Below are 16,935 nucleotides of genomic sequence, written 5' to 3'. Positions count from 1 at the left end.
TTAATGGGCGACCGGTGCTTGCGGTCGCTGTACGGGAGCGTTCCCGGCCGCCCAGCCGATGCGCCGCGCGCCTCGACTCTCAAACAGGCGTTTGAAACATACGTTTACGCCCTACCCTTGTCAAGCGCGCAAACCGACCGCCCGGTCACGCGCAAGGGCACGGGCCAGAGCGCTGCATTCGCAGGTATCGATAGGGATAAGTAAAGCCCAGCCGCAGGCCGTCGACAGACGACTATCCGAAGCTGCTGAGAGGAAATTCTGAAGGGAGGAAAAGCGTCAGACGCTGATGTCGATCAGCGTCCCGAGGGTTTCGTCGGCGGTCTGCAGGACGCGGCTGGACGCCAGGGCGGCGTACTTGCTCATTTCCATGTCCACCACGGGCCGGGCGATGTCGTCCTTGGCCACGGGCTGCGCGGCCACCTGCGCGGCGGCACGGTCGACCTGCTGCAGGCCGCGCTGCAGCCCCTGCAGACCGGTACTGAATGCGTTACCGGAGATTTCCATGGTCGATCTTCCTCGGAGGAACCTGCCGCCTATTCAAGCAGGATCGCCGATGATATTCAAAGGCCATCAGTCCGGAAGATCAAGAATGCCCAGGTCCAGGTGCGCGGCCACTGCCATGGGCGTCGGCGCGGCCAGGTGAGGCACGCGGCCGATGCAGGGCGCCGGCAGGCGTTCGGCGAGGGTCGCCAGGTTCTCTTCCAGGCGCGAGGTCCTGGGGTCGACGATGTTCGCCACCCAGCCGGCCAGCGGCAGGCCGTCGCGCAGGATGGCCTCGGCGCTGAGCACCGCGTGGTTGATGCAGCCCAGGCGCACGCCCACCACCAGGATCACCGGCAGGTCGAGGCGGATGGCCAGGTCCGACAGGCTCTCTTCGCCGGCCAGGGGCACGCGCCAGCCGCCGGCGCCTTCCACCAGGGTGAAGTCGGCGCCGCGCGCCAGCACGTGGCGCACCGGCCCGGCCAGGGTGTCGACGTTCAGCGCCACGCCAACCTCGCGGGCCGCCAGGTGCGGGGCGATGGCCGGCTCGAAGGCGAAGGGGTTCACCTCCTCGTAGGCCAGCGGCAGGCTGCACTCGCCCAGCAGGGCCAGGGCGTCGCCGTTGCGCAGGCCCTCGGGACGGCGCTCACAGCCGGAGGCCACCGGCTTGGCGGCGGCGGTGGACATACCGGCCATGCGCGCGGCGTGCAGCAGGCCGGCGGCGATGGTGGTCTTGCCGATTTCGGTGTCGGTGCCGGTGATGAAAAACGCGTGTGGCATGGGGTTCCTCAAGGGCTATACGTGTAGGTGCCGGCTGCGCCGAGGGGCTTTCGTAGGATGGGTTGAGCTTGCGAAACCCATGCGGTGGCGGTGATGGGTATCGCTTCGCTCAACCCATCCTACGGGCGTCGTGTTTGCCGGAGTCCCCTCCTACGAAGAGATGGGTTTGCGCAGGATGGCGTGGACCACCCTATAGGTCGCCGGCAGCCCCTCGGGCTGGCGGAAGCGTTCGTAGGCCTCGATCAGCGCCCGCACCCTCGCCCGCCCGGTGAGCCCGCCGGGGCGGCCGGGGTTGAGGTTGTGGGCGCCCAGGGCCTTGAGTTCGTGGGTCAGGCTGCGCAGGTCGGGGAAGTGCAGCACGCGGTCTTCGGTGGACAGCTGCAGCACTTCCAGCCCGCTGGCCGCGCATTGCGCCTGGTAGTCGGCGAAGGCGCGGAAGCGGTTGACGTGGACGAAGCCGTCCACCGCCTGCCAGCTGGCGCGCAGCTCGCCGAGGGTGCCGATGCACAGGCTGCTGAAGGCGAACACGCCGCCCTCGCGCAGCACCCGGCGCGCTTCGCCGAGCACCGCCGGCAGGTCGGCGCACCACTGGATGGCCAGGCTGGAGAACAGCAGGTCGCAGCATTCGCCGCGCAGCGGCAGGCGCTCGGCGTCGCCGCCGATGAAGTGCTGCGCGCCACCGTGCTCGCGGGCGTGGCGCAGCATGCCTTCGGCGATGTCCACCGCCAGGCCTTCAGCTTCGGCAAAGCGCCGGGCCAAGGCACGGCTGAAGTGGCCGGTGCCGCAACCCAGGTCGAGCCAGCGACGCACCGCCAGGTCGACCGGCAGGCGCGCCAGCAGGCTGTCGCCGACGCCGCGCTGCAGTTCGGCCACCGCATCGTAGGTGGCGGCCGCACGGGAGAAGGAAGCGGCGACCTGGCGCTTGTCCGGCAGCGCGCCGCCCAGGGGATCAGACATCGTCGCCCTCGTGGATGAAAGCCAGGATGGCCGCGGCCACCTCGTCCGGGCGCTCCAGCGGCAGGCCGTGGCTGGCGCCGGCGATGGTGTTCACCTCCACGTCCGGCAACCAGCCCAGCAGCGCATCGGCGGCGCCGGCCGGCACCAGCGCGTCGTTGCCGGCGAACAGGTGCAGCTGCGGGCCGTCGTAGCGCTCCAGCGCCGCGCGGGTGTCCAGGCGCCCCAGCAGTTGCAGGCCGGCGCTCAGCGCCCCGGCTTCCAGCGCCGGCAGCGCCACTTGCAGCTGCCGCGCCAGGGTGCGGGCGTCGCGGGCGCCCTGGCTGACCAGCAGGGTGAAGCGCTTGCGCGTCAGCTCCGGCTCCAGCAGGAAGGCTTCGAAGAAGTCCTCGAAGACGCTGTTGGGCATGGCCTGCGGCCAGTCGTCGAGCTGGCGGAAGCTGGCGTTGGCGGCCAGGGTGATCAGCCCGCGGCAGGCCTCGCCGCGGCGCGCGGCCAGCTCGGCGGCGAGCATGCCGCCCAGGGACCAGCCGGCCAGCCAGCTGCCTTCGGGCAGCTCGTCGTCCAGTTCGTCCAGCCATAGCGCCGGGTCGGCCTCCCGCGGCAGCGGCTCGATGTGCACGTGCAGGTGCGGCGCCTGCTCCAGCAGCGCGTCGCGCAGCGGCTCCAGGGGCGCGCTGCCCAGGCCCCAGCCGGGCAGCAGTATCAGTTGGTCACGCATCCTCGCCCTCCTCGGCATCGAGTTCCGCCAGCAGGCTGGTGGAGACCTGGCGCCAGCTCTGTTCCAGGGCTTCGAGCAGGCGGTCGACCTGCTCCTCGCTGTGGCTGGCGCTGAAGGTCACGCGCAGCCGCGCGCTGCCGGCCGGCACGGTGGGCGGGCGGATGGCGCCGACCAGGATGCCGTGGTCGCGCAGCGCGGCCGACAGCGCCATGGCCTGGCGGCTGCCGCCGATGAGGATCGGCTGGATCGGCGTGAAGCTGTCCATCAGCGTCAGGCCGATGGCCTCGGCGCCACGGCGGAAGCGCGCGATCAGCCTGCCCAGGTGCTCGCGGCGCCAGCTCTCGGCGCGCAGCAGTTCCAGGCTCTTCAGCGTGGCGCAGGCCAGCGCCGGCGGCTGGCTGGTGGTGTAGATGTACGGGCGGGCGAACTGGATCAGCGTCTCCACCAGTTCCTCGCTGCCGGCGACGAAGGCGCCGGCGGTGCCGAAGGCCTTGCCCAGGGTGCCGACCAGCACCGGCACGTCGTCCAGGCCCAGGCCGAAGTGCTCAACGATGCCGCCGCCGTTGGCGCCCAGCGGACCGAAGCCGTGGGCGTCGTCGACCATCACCCAGGCGCCGTGGCGCTTGGCCTCGGCGCACAGCGCAGGCAGCTCGGCGAGGTCGCCGTCCATGCTGAACACGCCGTCGGTGACCACCAGGGTGTTGCCCTCGGCCTTGCCCAGGCGCTGCGCCAGGCTGGCCGCGTCATTGTGCAGGTAGCGCGAGAAGCGCGCGCCGCTGAGCAGCCCGGCGTCCAGCAGCGAGGCATGGTTGAGGCGGTCTTCCAGCACGGTGTCGCCCTTGCCCAGCAGCGCGGTCACCGCGCCCAGGTTGGCCATGTAGCCGGTGGAGAACAGCAGCGCGCGCGGCCGCCCGGTGAATTCGGCCAGCGCCAGCTCCAGCTCGTGGTGCGGCCCGCAATGGCCGTTGACCAGGTGCGAGGCGCCACCGCCCACGCCCCAGCGCTCGGCGCCGGTACGCAAGGCGGCTATCACCTCGGGATGGTTGGCCAGGCCCAGGTAGTCATTGGAACAGAAGGCCAGCATCGGCCGGCCGTCCACCCGCACCAGCGGGCCCTGCGGCGACTCCAGCAACGGCCGCTGGCGGTAGAGATCGTCCGCCTGGCGCTGGGCGAGGCGGGGGGAGAGATCGAAGGACATGGCAGGAAGCTCGAAGCGAGAAGCTGAAAGCTAGAAGCCCGGACCGGCTACTTCAAGCTTCCGGCTTCAAGCTTCCAGCTTGCCGTCGTCAGACGGCCGAATAGAACAACTGCGAATCGCGCTGCTCGACCAGGGCCTGCTCGATGGCGGCCTGGTGCACCTCGTCGGCGTGCTCCTCGCGCTCCTCGGGCTTGATGCCCAGGCGGGCGAACAGTTGCATGTCCTTGTCGGCCTGCGGGTTGCGGGTGGTCAGCAGCTTCTCGCCGTAGAAGATCGAGTTGGCGCCGGCCATGAAGGCCAGGGCCTGCATCTGCTCGTTCATCTGCTCGCGGCCGGCGGACAGGCGCACGTGGGACTTCGGCATCATGATCCGGGCCACGGCCAGGGTGCGGATGAAGTCGAAGGGATCGACGTCCTTCTCCTCGGCCAGCGGGGTGCCCTTGACCTTGACCAGCATGTTGATCGGCACCGACTCCGGGTGTTCCGGCAGGTTGGCCAGCTGGATCAGCAGGCCGGCGCGGTCGGCCACCGACTCGCCCATGCCGAGGATGCCGCCGGAGCAGATCTTCATCCCCGCCTCGCGCACGTAGGCCAGGGTCTGCAGGCGCTCGCCGTAGGTGCGGGTGGTGATGATGTTGCCGTAGAACTCCGGCGAGGTGTCGAGGTTGTGGTTGTAGTAGTCCAGCCCGGCCTCGGCCAGGGCCTGGGTCTGCTCCTGGGTCAGCTTGCCGAGGGTCATGCAGGTTTCCAGGCCGAGCTTCTTCACGCCCTTCACCATTTCCAGCACGTAGGGCATGTCCTTGGCCGAGGGGTGCTTCCAGGCGGCGCCCATGCAGAAGCGGGTGGAGCCGATGGCCTTGGCCTCGGCGGCCGCTTCCAGCACCTTCTGCACTTCCATCAGCTTCTGCTTGTCCAGGCCGGTGTTGTAGTGGCCGGACTGCGGGCAGTACTTGCAGTCTTCCGGGCAGGCGCCGGTCTTGATCGACAGCAGGGTCGAGACCTGCACGCGGTTCGGGTCGAAGTGCGCGCGGTGCACCGTCTGCGCCTGGAACAGGAGGTCGTTGAAGGGCTGCTCGAAGAGCGCCGTCACTTCGGCGAGGGTCCAGTCGTGGCGGGTGGCGATGGAGGCGGTTGCACTCATGGGGAATTCCTTCGGACGCGGGCTGACGCCTCGTTGTTCTCGGCCGCCACGGCAGGGCGCGACGGTTCAGGCTTTGGAGGCATGATATGTAAGCCTTGGTCGCTGTCAACCAAGTTGAAGTCACAAGTCGACAAGTGACTATTATTTGAACAATCATTCATGCGCCGTGAACCTGGGGGCAGAACGCCACTCCAACAGCACAGGCACTCGAAGGAATCCCGCGAGCTCATGGAAACAGAAGGCACTTTCGACTGGCTCGGCCAGACCCTCGGCAAGGCGATCCGCTTCGTCGTCGACCTCCTTTCCGGCCTGCTGGGCGCCATCTGGGCGGCCATGGACCAGTTCCTCCACGGCCTGGCCCGGGCCATCGGAATGGACGTGTCGATCTTCAGCTTCGTCCTACTCTTCCTCGGCCTGTTGCTGCTCTACAGTGGCATCCGCGCCTTCGTCCGGCGCTCCTTCTTCGGCGGCACCCTGCTCACCGTGCTCGGCCTGATCGTGATGAGCTGGCTGATCCACTGAGCGTCCGCCGGGGCCTCACCCGGAGGACGCCACCCTGCTCACCTTCGCCCGCCTGCGCGAGCTTTTCGTTCTGCGGCCGGACTGCCTGTTCTGCGGCGGCCCGGCCGACACCGGCCTGGCGTTGTGCGCCGGTTGCGACGCCGACCTGCCCTGGTTGGGCAGCCACTGCAACACCTGCGCCCTGCCGCTGCCGGAACACGGCCTGACCTGCGGCGAATGCCTGCGCCGGCCGCCGCCCTTCGAGCAGGTGCTGGCGCCCTGGCGCTACGCCTTCCCGCTGGACGGCGCCATCACCCGCTTCAAGCACCAGGCCGACCGGCCCCTGGGCCGGCTGCTCGGCCAGTTGCTGGGGCGCCACCTGCGCCACGCCTTCGCCGAGGGGTTGCCGGTGCCCGACCTGCTCCTGCCGGTGCCCCTGGCCCCGCGCCGGCAGCGTCAGCGCGGCTTCAACCAGGCCGAGCTGCTGGCCCGGCGCCTGGCCGCGGACCTCGGCCTGCCCTGGCGCCAGCCGCTGCGCCGGGTGCGCGACACCCCGGCGCAACAGGGCCTGGACAAGGCCGAGCGAAAGCGCAACCTGCGCCAGGCCTTCGCCCTGGACGACGGCGCGGCCCTGCGCGGCCTGCATCTGGCGCTGGTGGACGACGTACTGACCACTGGCGCCACCGCCGCGGCCCTGGCGCAGCTGCTGCGGCGTGCCGGCGCCGCGCGGGTGGACGTCTATTGCCTGGCCCGCACGCCGAAGCCGGGCTGACCCCGGCACCGGCAGCCGACGGATTCCACTTGCCTTTTGCCGGCGCAGCTACCAGCCTCGCCCTATCGCGAACACAACAACGAAAACGATGACCAGCCTCAGCCTTCTCACCCAGCACGTCACCCGCCGCCCGCAACGCATCGCCCTGCTCGCGCAGATCGCCGCGCTGGGCTCCATCACCCAGGCCGCCAAGGCCGCCGGCATGAGCTACAAGACCGCCTGGGATGCGGTGGACGAGCTGAACAACCTGGCCGAGCGCCCGCTGGTGGAACGCAGCGTCGGCGGCAAGGGCGGCGGCGGCGCGCGCCTGACGCCGGCCGGCGAACGCCTGCTGGCGCTGTACCAGCGCCTGGAGGAACTGCGCGAGCGCATGCTCGAAAGCATCGAGGAAGACGGCGAGGACCTGGAGCTGATCGGCCGCCTGATGCTGCGCACCAGCGCGCGCAACCAATTGCACGGGCGCGTCTGCAGCATCGAGCCGGCGGGCCTGAACGACCTGATCGGCGTCGACCTGCCCGGCGGCGCGCGCATCCACGCGCGTATCACCCGCGAAAGCACCGAGAAGCTGGAGCTGCGCGAGGGCCTGCCGGTGATCGCGCTGATGAAGGCCGGCTGGCTCTACGTCGACCTGCCGCAGATCGAATGCCCGGCCGGGCTCAACGCCCTGGAAGGACGGGTCGAGGACATCCGCGAGGCCGGCGACGGCCCCAGCGAAGTGCGCATCCAGTTGCCCGGCGGGCAGATGCTCTGCGCCCTGGTGGACCAGGAACGCATCGACATCCTGCGCCTGGCCGCCGGCAGCCGGGTGCGCACGCAATTCTCCCCGGCCCAGGTGATCCTCGGCACGCCGGTCTGAGCGAAGCCTGCCTTGAGTCAAGGGCCGGCGCCGGCCCTGGGGTTCCAATAGGCCATCCCACTGCCGGAGCCCCCGCCCATGCGCCGCTTCCTGATCCCCCTGCTGCTGACATGCAGCGCCCTGCTGCCGTCGCTCGGCCAGGCCACCCCCGACGTGCTGCGCGTGGCCAGCGGTCACCAGCCGATGGCGGCCCTGGAGGCGCTGGCCGACCAGTACCAGTTGCAGACCGGCAACAAGGTCCTGCTGATCGAGGGCGACAGCGCCGAGCTGGCCCGCGACATCGGCCAGGGCATGGCCTTCGACCTGTTCTTCGCCGACGACGGCGCCCACAGCGTGCAGGCGCTGCACACCCGGGGCCGCGGCGAAGCGCCGCTGCCCTACGCCTGCGCCCCGCAACCGCAGTACTACCAAGTGCTGGTGGAAGGCCCGCGACGCGAGCTGGCGGAGCGTTTCTTCAGCTACCTGAAGGCACATCCCGAGGCGTTGGCAAAGGCCGGCTTCCAGTTCAGCGTCTGCGGCAACTAACGCCGGCCCCGCAGGAGAACCCCAACGTAGGATGGCGTTGAGCGAAGCGATACCCATCGCCATGACCGCATGGGTTTCGCTTCGCTCAACCCATCCTACGAAGAGCCTCCCCAGGCGTAATGGCGCAGGGGCCAGCAATCCCGTGGCGGTGTGCGTAGACTAGGGGCCTGTTCACTGCCCTGGATCGCAGCCATGTCCCATCCCTTCTCCGCCCTTACGCCCGACCTGGTCCTCGACGCGGTGGAAAGCCTGGGCTACCTCAGCGACGCCCGGGTGCTGGCGCTCAACAGCTACGAGAACCGCGTCTACCAGGTGGGCATCGAGGACAGCGAGCCGCTGGTGGCCAAGTTCTACCGCCCCGGACGCTGGAGCGACGCGGCCATCCGCGAGGAACATGCCTTCTCCGCCGAGCTGGCCGAATGCGAGGTGCCGGTGGTGGCGCCGCTGGTGCGCGACGGCGAAAGCCTGTTCGAGTTCGCCGGCTTCCGCTTCGCCCTGTTCCCCCGCCGCGGCGGCCGCGCGCCGGAACCGGGCAACCTGGATCAGTTGTACCGCCTCGGCCAGCTGCTCGGCCGCCTGCACGCGGTGGGCGCCGTCCGCCCCTTCCAGCACCGCGAGCAGCTGACTGTGGATAACTTCGGCCATGAGTCCCTGGCCACCCTGCTGGAAGGCAACTTCGTGCCCAAGAGCCTGCTGCCGGCGTACGAATCGGTGGCCCGCGACCTGCTCAAGCGCCTGGACGCCCTGTTCGCCGACAACCGCTACACCTCCATCCGCCTGCACGGCGACCTGCACCCGGGCAACCTGCTGTGCCGCGACGAGGTCTACCACATGGTCGACCTCGACGACTGCCGCATGGGCCCGGCGGTGCAGGACCTGTGGATGATGCTGGCCGGCGAGCGCCAGGAGCGCCTGCTGCAGCTCTCCGAGCTTATCGACGGCTACCAGGAGTTCCACGACTTCGACCCGCGCGAACTGCCGCTGATCGAGGGCCTGCGCGCCCTGCGCCTGATGCACTACAGCGCCTGGCTGGCGCGGCGCTGGGACGACCCGGCGTTCCCGCCGAGCTTCCCCTGGTTCGGCAGCGAGCGCTACTGGGGCGAGCAGGTGCTGGTGCTGCGCGAGCAGCTGGCGGCGCTGGACGAGGAGCCGCTGCGGTTGTTCTGAGCCATCCCATCGCGCGCCCTGCGCGCGATTCACGGGCCTGTTTGTGCGGGGGAAACGCCGTGCCTCACGGAGCGCATAGGGGCACGGAATCGAGCGAGCAGGCCTGCGGCCCCCTCACCCTAACCCTCTCCCGGAGGGAGAGGGGACCGTTCGGAATACATGGGTATTTCGGCGTTAGCCGGCTAGCACAGGGATCGCCGGCTGAAACCAGGCCTCCTCCCGGCACGGACTGGCTCCCTCTCCCTCTGGGAGAGGGGACCGTTCGGAGTACACGGGTGTTTCGGCGTCAGCCGGCTGGCACAGGGATCGCCGGCTGAAACCAGGCCCCCTATCGGCACGGACTGGCTCCCTCTCCCTCCGGGAGAGGGGACCGTTCGGAGTACATGGTGTTTCGGCGTTAGCCGGCTGGCACAGGGATCGCCGGCTGAAACCAGGCCTCCTCCCGGCACGGACTGGCTCCCTCTCCCTCCGGGAGAGGGACCGTTCGGAGTACATGGGTGTTTCGGCGTCAGCCGGCTGGCACAGGGATCGCCGGCTGAAACCAGGCCTCCTCCCGGCACGGACTGGCTCCCTCTCCCTCCGGGAGAGGGGATCGTTCGGAGTACACGGGTATTTCGGCGTTAGCCGGCTGGCACAGGGATCGCCGGCTGAAACCAGGCCTCCTCCCGGCACGGACTGGCTCCCTCTCCCTCCGGGAGAGGGCTGGGGTGAGGGGAAAGCCCGAGCGCCGATGCCATTCCCCTGTAGGAGCGCGCCCTGCGCGCGAAATCGCGGGCAGGGCCCGCTTACGTTGTTTTCTAGGTTCCCGCGGTTTGGCCGCGGCGTAACGTCCGCCGTTACGCCCGGCAGAAACTGAACGCACAGACAACATCGGCCGCGCCCCCTAGAATGGCGCGGCCACTCTTTTCTTCTGCCGCAAGGACGTCCGATGGCCACCGCCAATCCCCGCCGGGGCTATGCCCTGGGCCTGACCGCCTATGTCATCTGGGGACTCTTCCCGGTCTACTTCAAACTGCTGGAAAGCATTCCCGCCCTGGAAATCATCACCCACCGGGCCATCTGGTCGGCGCTGTTCGGCGCCGCCCTGCTGCTGGTGTGGAAGCACCCCGGCTGGTGGCGCGAGCTGCTGGACAACCCGCGGCGCCTGGCCGTGCTCGGCGCCAGCGGGGTGCTGATCGCCAGCAACTGGCTGGTCTACGTCTGGGCGGTGAACAACGGGCACATGCTCGAAGCCAGCCTGGGCTACTACATCAACCCGCTGATCAACGTGCTGCTCGGCCTGGCGGTGCTGCGCGAGCGCCTGCGCCCGCTGCAATGGGTGGCCGTGGGCCTGGCGGCGCTGGGCGTGGCCCAGCAGGTCTGGCAGCTGGGCAGCCTGCCCTGGGTGTCGCTGGTGCTGGCGCTGACCTTCGGCTTCTACGGGCTGATCCGCAAGCAGGCGCCGGTGGACGCCCTGCCCGGCCTGGTGGTGGAAACCTGGATGCTGCTGCCGCTGGCCCTGGGCTGGCTGCTGCTGTTCGCCGACGGCCCCAGCGCCCACCTGGCCTTCTGGACCACCCCGCAGGCGCTCTGGCTGGCCGCCGCCGGCCCCATCACCCTGGTGCCGCTGGTGTGCTTCAACGCCGCCGCCCGCCACCTGCCCTACGCGACCCTCGGCTTCCTGCAATACATCGCGCCGACCCTGGTGCTGCTGCAGGCCGTCCTGCTGTTCGGCGAGCACCTGGACTCCACCCGCCTGGTGGCCTTCGGCTGCATCTGGCTGGCGCTGGTGGTGTACAGCGTGGACATCTGGTACCGCCTGCGGCGCGCCTGATCATTTCCTGAGCGACAAGCTGCAGGCCCCGCCTGGCGGGGCCTGCAGCAAGGCATCCGGAACTTTTCCACAGCTTCATCCAGCGCTGCCGGGGATAACCCCATAGCGCCGCCACACAATCGGAACACCCTGACGGCGGCGAGAATGGCTGTTCAGAACTAGTACAAATTCCCGCAAGGCTCGTCGATAAAGGCCCCTGGCGATCTACCCAGGGGTTTTCCACAGGGCTTTCCCGGGTTTCTGTGCAGGGCTTCGACGGCCCTGGCGCATTTTTGATCACTTCCTCCAAGCCCGGATTCCACGCGGCCTGTAGCCAGGCATACAACAGTTGCCCACAGCGCGACCCACGGTTTCTGTGCAAAGACGTGGATAAGCCGCCCCCGCCAGCGAGTGCCCCGGGCACGGATCATTTTCTGAGCGATCCGCCACAGGCCACGTTTGGCCTGATGTGTAGCCATCCATCCACAGCCAACCAACAGGACAACCCACGGCGATTGTGGGCAACCCCTGGCGTTCTGTTCACAACGATCGGCTGCGCTTGGAGCCCCACTCTGCGGGGCATTCAGCGCTTGACACACATTTCCTCAACAGACTTATGCACAGGACGGAGGCCTTTCACCTGTGCGTCAGTCCTCCTTGTGGAAATTCAGGTCCACCATGAGGTCGTCGGCCAGGTCCTCCAGGTGTTGCTGCAACTGCTCCAGCGGCAACGTCAGCGGCACCGCCAGCACCGCGTCGGCGTGGAACAGCGGTTCGCCGCTCATGGGCGCCGGCAGCACCTCGGTGGTCAGCCGCTCCAGGTTGACGCCGTGCTCGGCCAGCAGGCGGGTGATGTCGCGGACGATGCCCGGGCGGTCGTTGCCCACCAGGTCGAGGTGGATCGGCTTCCAGTTGCAGGAGGGCTCGATGCCGCTGTCGGCCAGCAGCACGCGGATGCCGTGGTCGCCCAGCTCCTGCAGGCCTTCTACCAGTTCGTCGTAGCCTTCGGCCGGCACCGCCACCCGCAGGATCCCGGCGAACTGCCCGGCCATGCGCGACATGCGGCTCTCCAGCCAGTTGCCGCCGTGGCCGGCGATGCATTGGGCGATGCGTTCCACCAGCCCCGGCTGATCCTGGGCGATGATGGTGAGCACGAGATGATTCATGGCAGCCTCCTGCGTCGATGCGTCAGCCCCGGGCCTGGCCCAGGTCCAGCCAGTAGGTGTAGAAACGTTCGTCACGCTGGTAGCCCAGGCGCTCGTACAGGCCCTGGGCGTTGCGGTTGTCCTTCGCCGTTTCCAGCTGCAGGCCGCAGGCGCCGCTGGCCTCGGCGTGGGCGCGGGCGGCGTTCATCAGCGCCTCGCCATAGCCGTCGCGGCGCGCCGCGGGGATCACGTAGAGGTCGCTGAGCAGCCATGCCGGGCGTAGTGCCAGGGAGGCGAAGAAGGGGTACAACTGGACGAAGCCCAGGCCCACGCCGTCGATGCTGCGCGCCAGGTAGACCACCGACTCGTGGCGCTCCAGGCGCTGGCCGAGGAAGTCGCGGATGTCCGCCGGGGGCGCCGGCACTTCGTAGAAGTCCAGGTAGCCGGCGAACAGCGGTACCAGGTCGTCGAGGTCGGCAAGGGTGGCGCGGGCGATGGGCATGGTGATCCTCCGAGGGTGAAGCCTGAGTATAGGCCGCGGCGCGGAGCCAGCTGCGACGGGGCGTCGCAGGTTCCTCGCCGAATAAATCGTGTACTGTTTTCAGATTTATCTGGAACAATCCACCATTTTTTTGCGAACATTATTGCTGCTACGTGACTGAGATGCGTTCTTTGGTCTAACCGCGACGCAAGCCCACTGATTTTTCCCACGGCATCATGTAGTATTCCGCGGCTCGGACTACAAGGCGTCTTGCCTGGGTTCCGAGCTGGTCCTGAGCAGAGTGAGGCAAGCAATGACTGAACGCGTTCAAGTCGGTGGCCTGCAGGTCGCCAAAGTCCTGTTCGACTTCGTCAACGACGAAGCCATCCCCGGTACCGGCATAGACGCCGGCAAGTTCTGGGCAGGCGTGGAGGCCGTGGTCAACGACCTGGCCCCGAAGAACAAGGCCCTGCTCGCCAAGCGCGACGAGCTGCAGGCCAAGATCGATGGCTGGCACCAGGCCCGCGCCGGCCAGGCCCATGACGCCGCGGCCTACAAGGCCTTCCTGCAGGAGATCGGCTACCTGCTGCCCGAAGCCGAAGACTTCCAGGCCAGCACCCAGAACGTCGACGAAGAAATCGCCCACATGGCCGGCCCGCAGCTGGTGGTGCCGGTGATGAACGCGCGCTTCGCCCTGAACGCCTCCAACGCCCGCTGGGGCTCGCTGTACGACGCGCTGTACGGCACCGACGCCATCAGCGAAGAGAACGGCGCCGAGAAGGGCAAGGGCTACAACAAGGTCCGCGGCGACAAGGTCATCGCCTTCGCCCGCGCCTTCCTCGACGAAGCCGCGCCGCTGGAATCCGGCAGCCACGTCGACGCCACCGCCTATAGCGTGAACAACGGCGCGCTGGTCGTCGCCCTGAAGAACGGCAGCCGGAGCGGCCTGAAGAACGCCGCCCAGTTCATCGCCTTCCAGGGCGAGGCGGCCAAGCCGCAAGCCGTGCTGCTCAAGCACAACGGCCTGCACTTCGAGATCCAGATCGACCCCGCCAGCCCCATCGGCCAGACCGACGCCGCCGGCGTGAAGGACGTGCTGATGGAGGCCGCGCTGACCACCATCATGGACTGCGAGGACTCGGTCGCCGCGGTCGACGCCGACGACAAGGTGGTCATCTACCGCAACTGGCTGGGCCTGATGAAGGGCGACCTCGCCGAAGAAGTCAGCAAGGGCGGCACCACCTTCACCCGCACCATGAACCCGGACCGCGTCTACACCAAGGCCGACGGCTCCGAGCTGACCCTGCACGGCCGCTCCCTGCTGTTCGTGCGCAACGTCGGCCACCTGATGACCAACGACGCCATTCTCGACAAGAACGGCAACGAGGTGCCCGAGGGCATCCAGGACGGCCTGTTCACCAGCCTGATCGCGGTGCACAACCTCAACGGCAACACCACCCGCAAGAACACCCGCACCGGCAGCGTGTACATCGTCAAGCCGAAGATGCACGGTCCGGAAGAAGTCGCCTTCACCAACGAGCTGTTCGGCCGCGTCGAAGACGTGCTGGGCCTGCCGCGCAACACCCTGAAGGTCGGCATCATGGACGAGGAACGCCGCACCACCATCAACCTCAAGGCCTGCATCAAGGAAGCCCGCGAGCGCGTGGTGTTCATCAACACCGGCTTCCTCGACCGCACCGGCGACGAAATCCACACCTCCATGGAAGCCGGCGCCGTGGTGCGCAAGGGCGCCATGAAGACCGAGAAGTGGATCGGCGCCTACGAGAACAACAACGTCGACGTCGGCCTGGCCACCGGCCTGCAGGGCAAGGCGCAGATCGGCAAGGGCATGTGGGCCATGCCTGACCTGATGGCCGCCATGCTCGAGCAGAAGATCGCCCACCCGCTGGCCGGCGCCAACACCGCCTGGGTGCCCTCGCCCACCGCGGCCACCCTGCACGCCCTGCACTACCACAAGGTCGACGTGTTCGCCCGCCAGGCCGAACTGGCCAAGCGCGCGCCGGCCTCGGTCGACGACATCCTGAGCATTCCGCTGGCGCCCAACACCAACTGGAGCGCGGAAGAGATCAAGAACGAGATCGACAACAACGCCCAGGGCATCCTCGGCTACGTGGTGCGCTGGATCGACCAGGGCGTCGGCTGCTCCAAGGTGCCGGACATCAACGACGTCGGCCTGATGGAAGACCGCGCCACCCTGCGCATCTCCAGCCAGCTGCTGGCCAACTGGCTGCGCCACGGCGTGATCACCGAGGAGCAGGTGGTCGAGAGCCTCAAGCGCATGGCCGCGGTGGTCGACCGGCAAAACGCCAACGACCCGCTGTACCGCCCGATGGCGCCGAACTTCGACGACAACGTGGCCTTCCAGGCTGCGCTGGAACTGGTGGTCGAAGGCACCAGGCAGCCCAACGGCTACACCGAGCCGGTGCTGCACCGCCGTCGTCGCGAATTCAAGGCGAAAAACGGCCTCTGATTCGCGCCTGCGTAAGCTGAAAAACCGCCCTTCGGGGCGGTTTTTTCATTTCCGGCCCGCCTTTTTCCCGAAAACCGACAGGCGCCGATTGCGCTGGCTGGTTGCACTTTGCGATCATTTGCGAATAGTTATCGTTTTGTCGTTCATTCCGAATCGGGGTGGGGGAGCAAAGGTGTCGGCAGTCCAGACTGGCAATGGCGAATTCGTAGGCGCGCTCTACCGCGACCACCGCGACTGGCTGCTCGCCTGGCTCAATCGCAGCGTCGGCTGCCCGCAGCGCGCCGAGGACCTCGGCCAGGACACCTTCGTGCGCATCCTCGGCCGCCGCGAGCTGCCCAGCCTGCGCGAGCCGCGGGCCTTCCTGGTGACCGTGGCCAAGGGCCTGCTGGTCGACCATTGGCGCCGCCAGGCGCTGGAGCAGGCCTACCTCGACGAGCTGCTGCAACTGCCCGAGGCCGAACAGCCCTCGGTGGAAACCCAGTTCCTCATCCTCGCCGACCTGCGCGAGATCGACCGCCTGCTGGGCAAGCTGTCCAGCCGCGCGCGCAGCGCCTTCCTGCTCAACCGCCTGGACGGCCTGGGCCACGCCGAGATCGCCGAGCGCCTGGGCGTGTCGGTGCCGCGGGTGCGCCAGTACATCGCCCAGGGCCTGCGCCAGTGCTACATCGCCCTGTACGGCGAGCCGACATGAAGGGCCCGGTCTCGGTCCGCATTCTCGACGAGGCCATCGCCTGGCAGTTGCGCCTGGGTTCGGGCGAGGCCCATGCCGAGGACGAAGCCGCCTTCGCCCACTGGCACGCCGCCCACAGCGAACACGCCCGCGCCTGGCGCCAGCTGGGCATGCTCGACCGCAACCTGAGCGCGGCCGCCGGCCCCGCGGCGCGCAGCGCCTTGCTGCGCGCGCCGGGCGAATCGCGGCGCAAGCTGCGCCGGCTGGCCGGCACCGGCCTGTCGCTGCTGCTGGCCGGGGTGCTGGCGCTGGGCGTGGGCAACCGCTACCTGCCGCTGCGCTACGCCCTGGCCGACGTGGTCACCGGCACCTGTGAGCTGCGCGAACTGCGCCTGCCCGACGACACCCTGGTGCAACTGGACAGCCGCACCGCCCTGGACATCCGTTTCGACGCCAGCGAGCGGCGCATCGTCCTGCTCAGCGGCGAAATCATGGTGCAGACCGCCCACGGCGACAGCCGCCCATTCATCGTCGAAACCCGCGACGGCCGCCTGCGCGCCCTGGGCACCCGCTTCCTGGTGGAACGCCAGGCCGACGGCACCCTGCTCAGCGTGCTGCAGTCGGCGGTGGCGGCCAGGCCCGAGCGGGGCCGCGACGAAACCGTCGTGCCCCAGGGCCGCCACGTGCTGCTGCGCGCCGACGGCCTGGGCCCGCTGGAGGCCAACAGCGCCACCGCCGACGCCTGGACCCACGGCATGCTGGTGGCCGACAACATGCGGCTGGCCGACCTGCTGGAGAAACTCGGCCAGTACCGCAGCGGCTACCTGGGCCTGGACCCGGCGCTGGCCGACCTGCGCATCAGCGGCAGCTTCTCCCTGCGCGACACCGACCTGGCCCTGGATTCGCTGCCGCCGAGCCTGCCGGTGCGCATCGAGCGGCACGGCGGTTGGTGGACGAAAGTGGTGCCGCGGGGCTGAGCCCCTTGCCGGCCGCGCGAAACGCTCTTCGTAGGATGGGTTGAGCCTTGGCGAAACCCATGCGGCCATGGCGATGGGTATCGCTTCGCTCCACCCATCCTACGTTCGTGTTTCTCCTGCCATGCCGCTACAAGGCATGGTGCCGGCCTGGTAGCCGGATCGCGGATGGAATCCGCCCCTACGCGCGGCCGGGCGGTCCGGAAACAGGCCCCGCGAAATTTTTTTCCGCACAGCCCTATCACTTTTCGATTCTCGACCGGCAATCAGGCGAACGAGACATATTC

General features: G+C 68.6%; 17 protein-coding genes. 9 read left to right on the top strand and 8 right to left on the bottom strand.

Features of this window, described 5'->3' with window-relative positions:
* Positions 1–276: 276 nt before the first annotated feature.
* The 6 genes from RN02_RS30570 to bioB all read right to left on the bottom strand — a co-directional run bounded on the left by RN02_RS30570 (position 277) and on the right by bioB (position 5,274).
* Positions 277–504, bottom strand: a complete 228-nt coding sequence (locus RN02_RS30570; protein ID WP_009615495.1) for a hypothetical protein — start codon at positions 502–504, stop codon at positions 277–279.
* 66 nt (positions 505–570) lie between these two features.
* Positions 571–1,260, bottom strand: coding sequence for a dethiobiotin synthase (gene bioD, locus RN02_RS30565; protein WP_009615494.1), 690 nt, complete (start codon positions 1,258–1,260; stop codon positions 571–573).
* 150 nt (positions 1,261–1,410) lie between these two features.
* The gene (gene bioC / locus RN02_RS30560; RefSeq protein WP_043269357.1) at positions 1,411–2,217 is read right to left on the bottom strand and encodes a malonyl-ACP O-methyltransferase BioC; all 807 of its coding nucleotides are present in this window, start codon (positions 2,215–2,217) and stop codon (positions 1,411–1,413) included.
* A complete protein-coding gene (locus RN02_RS30555; RefSeq protein ID WP_043269359.1) occupies positions 2,210–2,935 on the bottom strand; it encodes an alpha/beta fold hydrolase in 726 nt (241 codons plus the stop codon). Before RN02_RS30555 ends, bioC begins: the two co-directional genes overlap by 8 nt.
* Positions 2,928–4,133 carry an 8-amino-7-oxononanoate synthase gene (gene bioF / locus RN02_RS30550; RefSeq protein WP_043269361.1) on the bottom strand — a complete coding sequence of 402 codons (1,206 nt, stop codon included), beginning with the start codon at positions 4,131–4,133 and terminating at the stop codon, positions 2,928–2,930. Before bioF ends, RN02_RS30555 begins: the two co-directional genes overlap by 8 nt.
* An 88-nt stretch (positions 4,134–4,221) precedes the next feature.
* Complete coding sequence (gene bioB / locus RN02_RS30545) at positions 4,222–5,274, bottom strand: biotin synthase BioB (RefSeq protein WP_043319184.1); 1,053 nt, start codon at positions 5,272–5,274, stop codon at positions 4,222–4,224.
* A 228-nt stretch (positions 5,275–5,502) separates the two neighbouring features.
* Between bioB and RN02_RS30540 the strand changes: the two genes are divergently transcribed.
* The 6 genes from RN02_RS30540 (at position 5,503) to rarD (ending at position 10,908) form a co-directional block, all read left to right on the top strand.
* A complete protein-coding gene (locus RN02_RS30540) occupies positions 5,503–5,796 on the top strand; it encodes a hypothetical protein (RefSeq protein WP_043319182.1) in 294 nt (97 codons plus the stop codon).
* A 34-nt stretch (positions 5,797–5,830) separates the two neighbouring features.
* Entirely contained in the window at positions 5,831–6,547 is a 717-nt protein-coding gene (locus RN02_RS30535; protein ID WP_043300403.1) for a ComF family protein, read from the top strand.
* 88 nt (positions 6,548–6,635) lie between these two features.
* Entirely contained in the window at positions 6,636–7,403 is a 768-nt protein-coding gene (locus tag RN02_RS30530; RefSeq protein WP_043319178.1) for a TOBE domain-containing protein, read from the top strand.
* A gap of 78 nt (positions 7,404–7,481) precedes the next feature.
* The gene (locus tag RN02_RS30525; RefSeq protein ID WP_052267962.1) at positions 7,482–7,928 is read left to right on the top strand and encodes a substrate-binding domain-containing protein; all 447 of its coding nucleotides are present in this window, start codon (positions 7,482–7,484) and stop codon (positions 7,926–7,928) included.
* Positions 7,929–8,120: 192 nt separating this feature from the next.
* Positions 8,121–9,095: a serine/threonine protein kinase gene (locus tag RN02_RS30520; RefSeq protein ID WP_009615480.1), complete on the top strand. Its 975-nt coding sequence runs from the start codon at positions 8,121–8,123 to the stop codon at positions 9,093–9,095.
* 928 nt (positions 9,096–10,023) lie between these two features.
* Positions 10,024–10,908 (top strand): EamA family transporter RarD, encoded by an 885-nt coding sequence (gene rarD, locus RN02_RS30515; protein ID WP_043319176.1) that lies wholly within the window; start codon positions 10,024–10,026, stop codon positions 10,906–10,908.
* A gap of 626 nt (positions 10,909–11,534) precedes the next feature.
* Here rarD and RN02_RS30510 read toward each other — a convergent pair.
* Together RN02_RS30510 and RN02_RS30505 are read right to left on the bottom strand one after the other, a co-directional pair.
* Complete coding sequence (locus RN02_RS30510; RefSeq protein ID WP_043319174.1) at positions 11,535–12,053, bottom strand: glycine cleavage system protein R; 519 nt, start codon at positions 12,051–12,053, stop codon at positions 11,535–11,537.
* 22 nt (positions 12,054–12,075) lie between these two features.
* The gene (locus RN02_RS30505; RefSeq protein ID WP_009615473.1) at positions 12,076–12,534 is read right to left on the bottom strand and encodes a GNAT family N-acetyltransferase; all 459 of its coding nucleotides are present in this window, start codon (positions 12,532–12,534) and stop codon (positions 12,076–12,078) included.
* A 292-nt stretch (positions 12,535–12,826) separates the two neighbouring features.
* On the opposite strand from RN02_RS30505, the gene RN02_RS30500 reads away from it, so the two are divergent.
* From RN02_RS30500 to RN02_RS30490, 3 genes are all read left to right on the top strand, one after another.
* The gene (locus tag RN02_RS30500; RefSeq protein WP_043319172.1) at positions 12,827–15,004 is read left to right on the top strand and encodes a malate synthase G; all 2,178 of its coding nucleotides are present in this window, start codon (positions 12,827–12,829) and stop codon (positions 15,002–15,004) included.
* A gap of 172 nt (positions 15,005–15,176) precedes the next feature.
* Entirely contained in the window at positions 15,177–15,695 is a 519-nt protein-coding gene (locus RN02_RS30495; protein ID WP_009615470.1) for an RNA polymerase sigma factor, read from the top strand.
* On the top strand, positions 15,692–16,651 hold the full coding sequence (locus tag RN02_RS30490) for a FecR family protein (RefSeq protein ID WP_043319170.1): 960 nt from the start codon (positions 15,692–15,694) through the stop codon (positions 16,649–16,651). Before RN02_RS30495 ends, RN02_RS30490 begins: the two co-directional genes overlap by 4 nt.
* Positions 16,652–16,935 lie beyond the last annotated feature (284 nt).

It is taken from the genome of Pseudomonas sp. PI1 (assembly GCF_000812405.1).
In the GTDB taxonomy this organism is placed as follows: Bacteria; Pseudomonadota; Gammaproteobacteria; order Pseudomonadales; family Pseudomonadaceae; genus Pseudomonas; species Pseudomonas citronellolis.
Note: the sequence above shows the minus strand (reverse complement) of the source record. Positions and strands in the feature narration are given on the sequence as shown.

Excerpts from the sequence above, each read along its gene's own strand:
- RN02_RS30490 (WP_043319170.1), top strand. The coding sequence starts at position 15,692 with ATGAAGGGCCCGGTCTCGGTCCGCATTCTCGACGAGGCCATCGCCTGG.
- RN02_RS30525 (WP_052267962.1), top strand. The coding sequence starts at position 7,482 with ATGCGCCGCTTCCTGATCCCCCTGCTGCTGACATGCAGCGCCCTGCTG.
- RN02_RS30510 (WP_043319174.1), bottom strand. The coding sequence starts at position 12,053 with ATGAATCATCTCGTGCTCACCATCATCGCCCAGGATCAGCCGGGGCTG.
- RN02_RS30555 (WP_043269359.1), bottom strand. The coding sequence starts at position 2,935 with ATGCGTGACCAACTGATACTGCTGCCCGGCTGGGGCCTGGGCAGCGCG.
- RN02_RS30500 (WP_043319172.1), top strand. The coding sequence starts at position 12,827 with ATGACTGAACGCGTTCAAGTCGGTGGCCTGCAGGTCGCCAAAGTCCTG.
- RN02_RS30540 (WP_043319182.1), top strand. The coding sequence starts at position 5,503 with ATGGAAACAGAAGGCACTTTCGACTGGCTCGGCCAGACCCTCGGCAAG.
- RN02_RS30520 (WP_009615480.1), top strand. The coding sequence starts at position 8,121 with ATGTCCCATCCCTTCTCCGCCCTTACGCCCGACCTGGTCCTCGACGCG.
- RN02_RS30530 (WP_043319178.1), top strand. The coding sequence starts at position 6,636 with ATGACCAGCCTCAGCCTTCTCACCCAGCACGTCACCCGCCGCCCGCAA.
- rarD (WP_043319176.1), top strand. The coding sequence starts at position 10,024 with ATGGCCACCGCCAATCCCCGCCGGGGCTATGCCCTGGGCCTGACCGCC.
- RN02_RS30505 (WP_009615473.1), bottom strand. The coding sequence starts at position 12,534 with ATGCCCATCGCCCGCGCCACCCTTGCCGACCTCGACGACCTGGTACCG.
- bioD (WP_009615494.1), bottom strand. The coding sequence starts at position 1,260 with ATGCCACACGCGTTTTTCATCACCGGCACCGACACCGAAATCGGCAAG.
- bioB (WP_043319184.1), bottom strand. The coding sequence starts at position 5,274 with ATGAGTGCAACCGCCTCCATCGCCACCCGCCACGACTGGACCCTCGCC.
- bioF (WP_043269361.1), bottom strand. The coding sequence starts at position 4,133 with ATGTCCTTCGATCTCTCCCCCCGCCTCGCCCAGCGCCAGGCGGACGAT.
- bioC (WP_043269357.1), bottom strand. The coding sequence starts at position 2,217 with ATGTCTGATCCCCTGGGCGGCGCGCTGCCGGACAAGCGCCAGGTCGCC.
- RN02_RS30570 (WP_009615495.1), bottom strand. The coding sequence starts at position 504 with ATGGAAATCTCCGGTAACGCATTCAGTACCGGTCTGCAGGGGCTGCAG.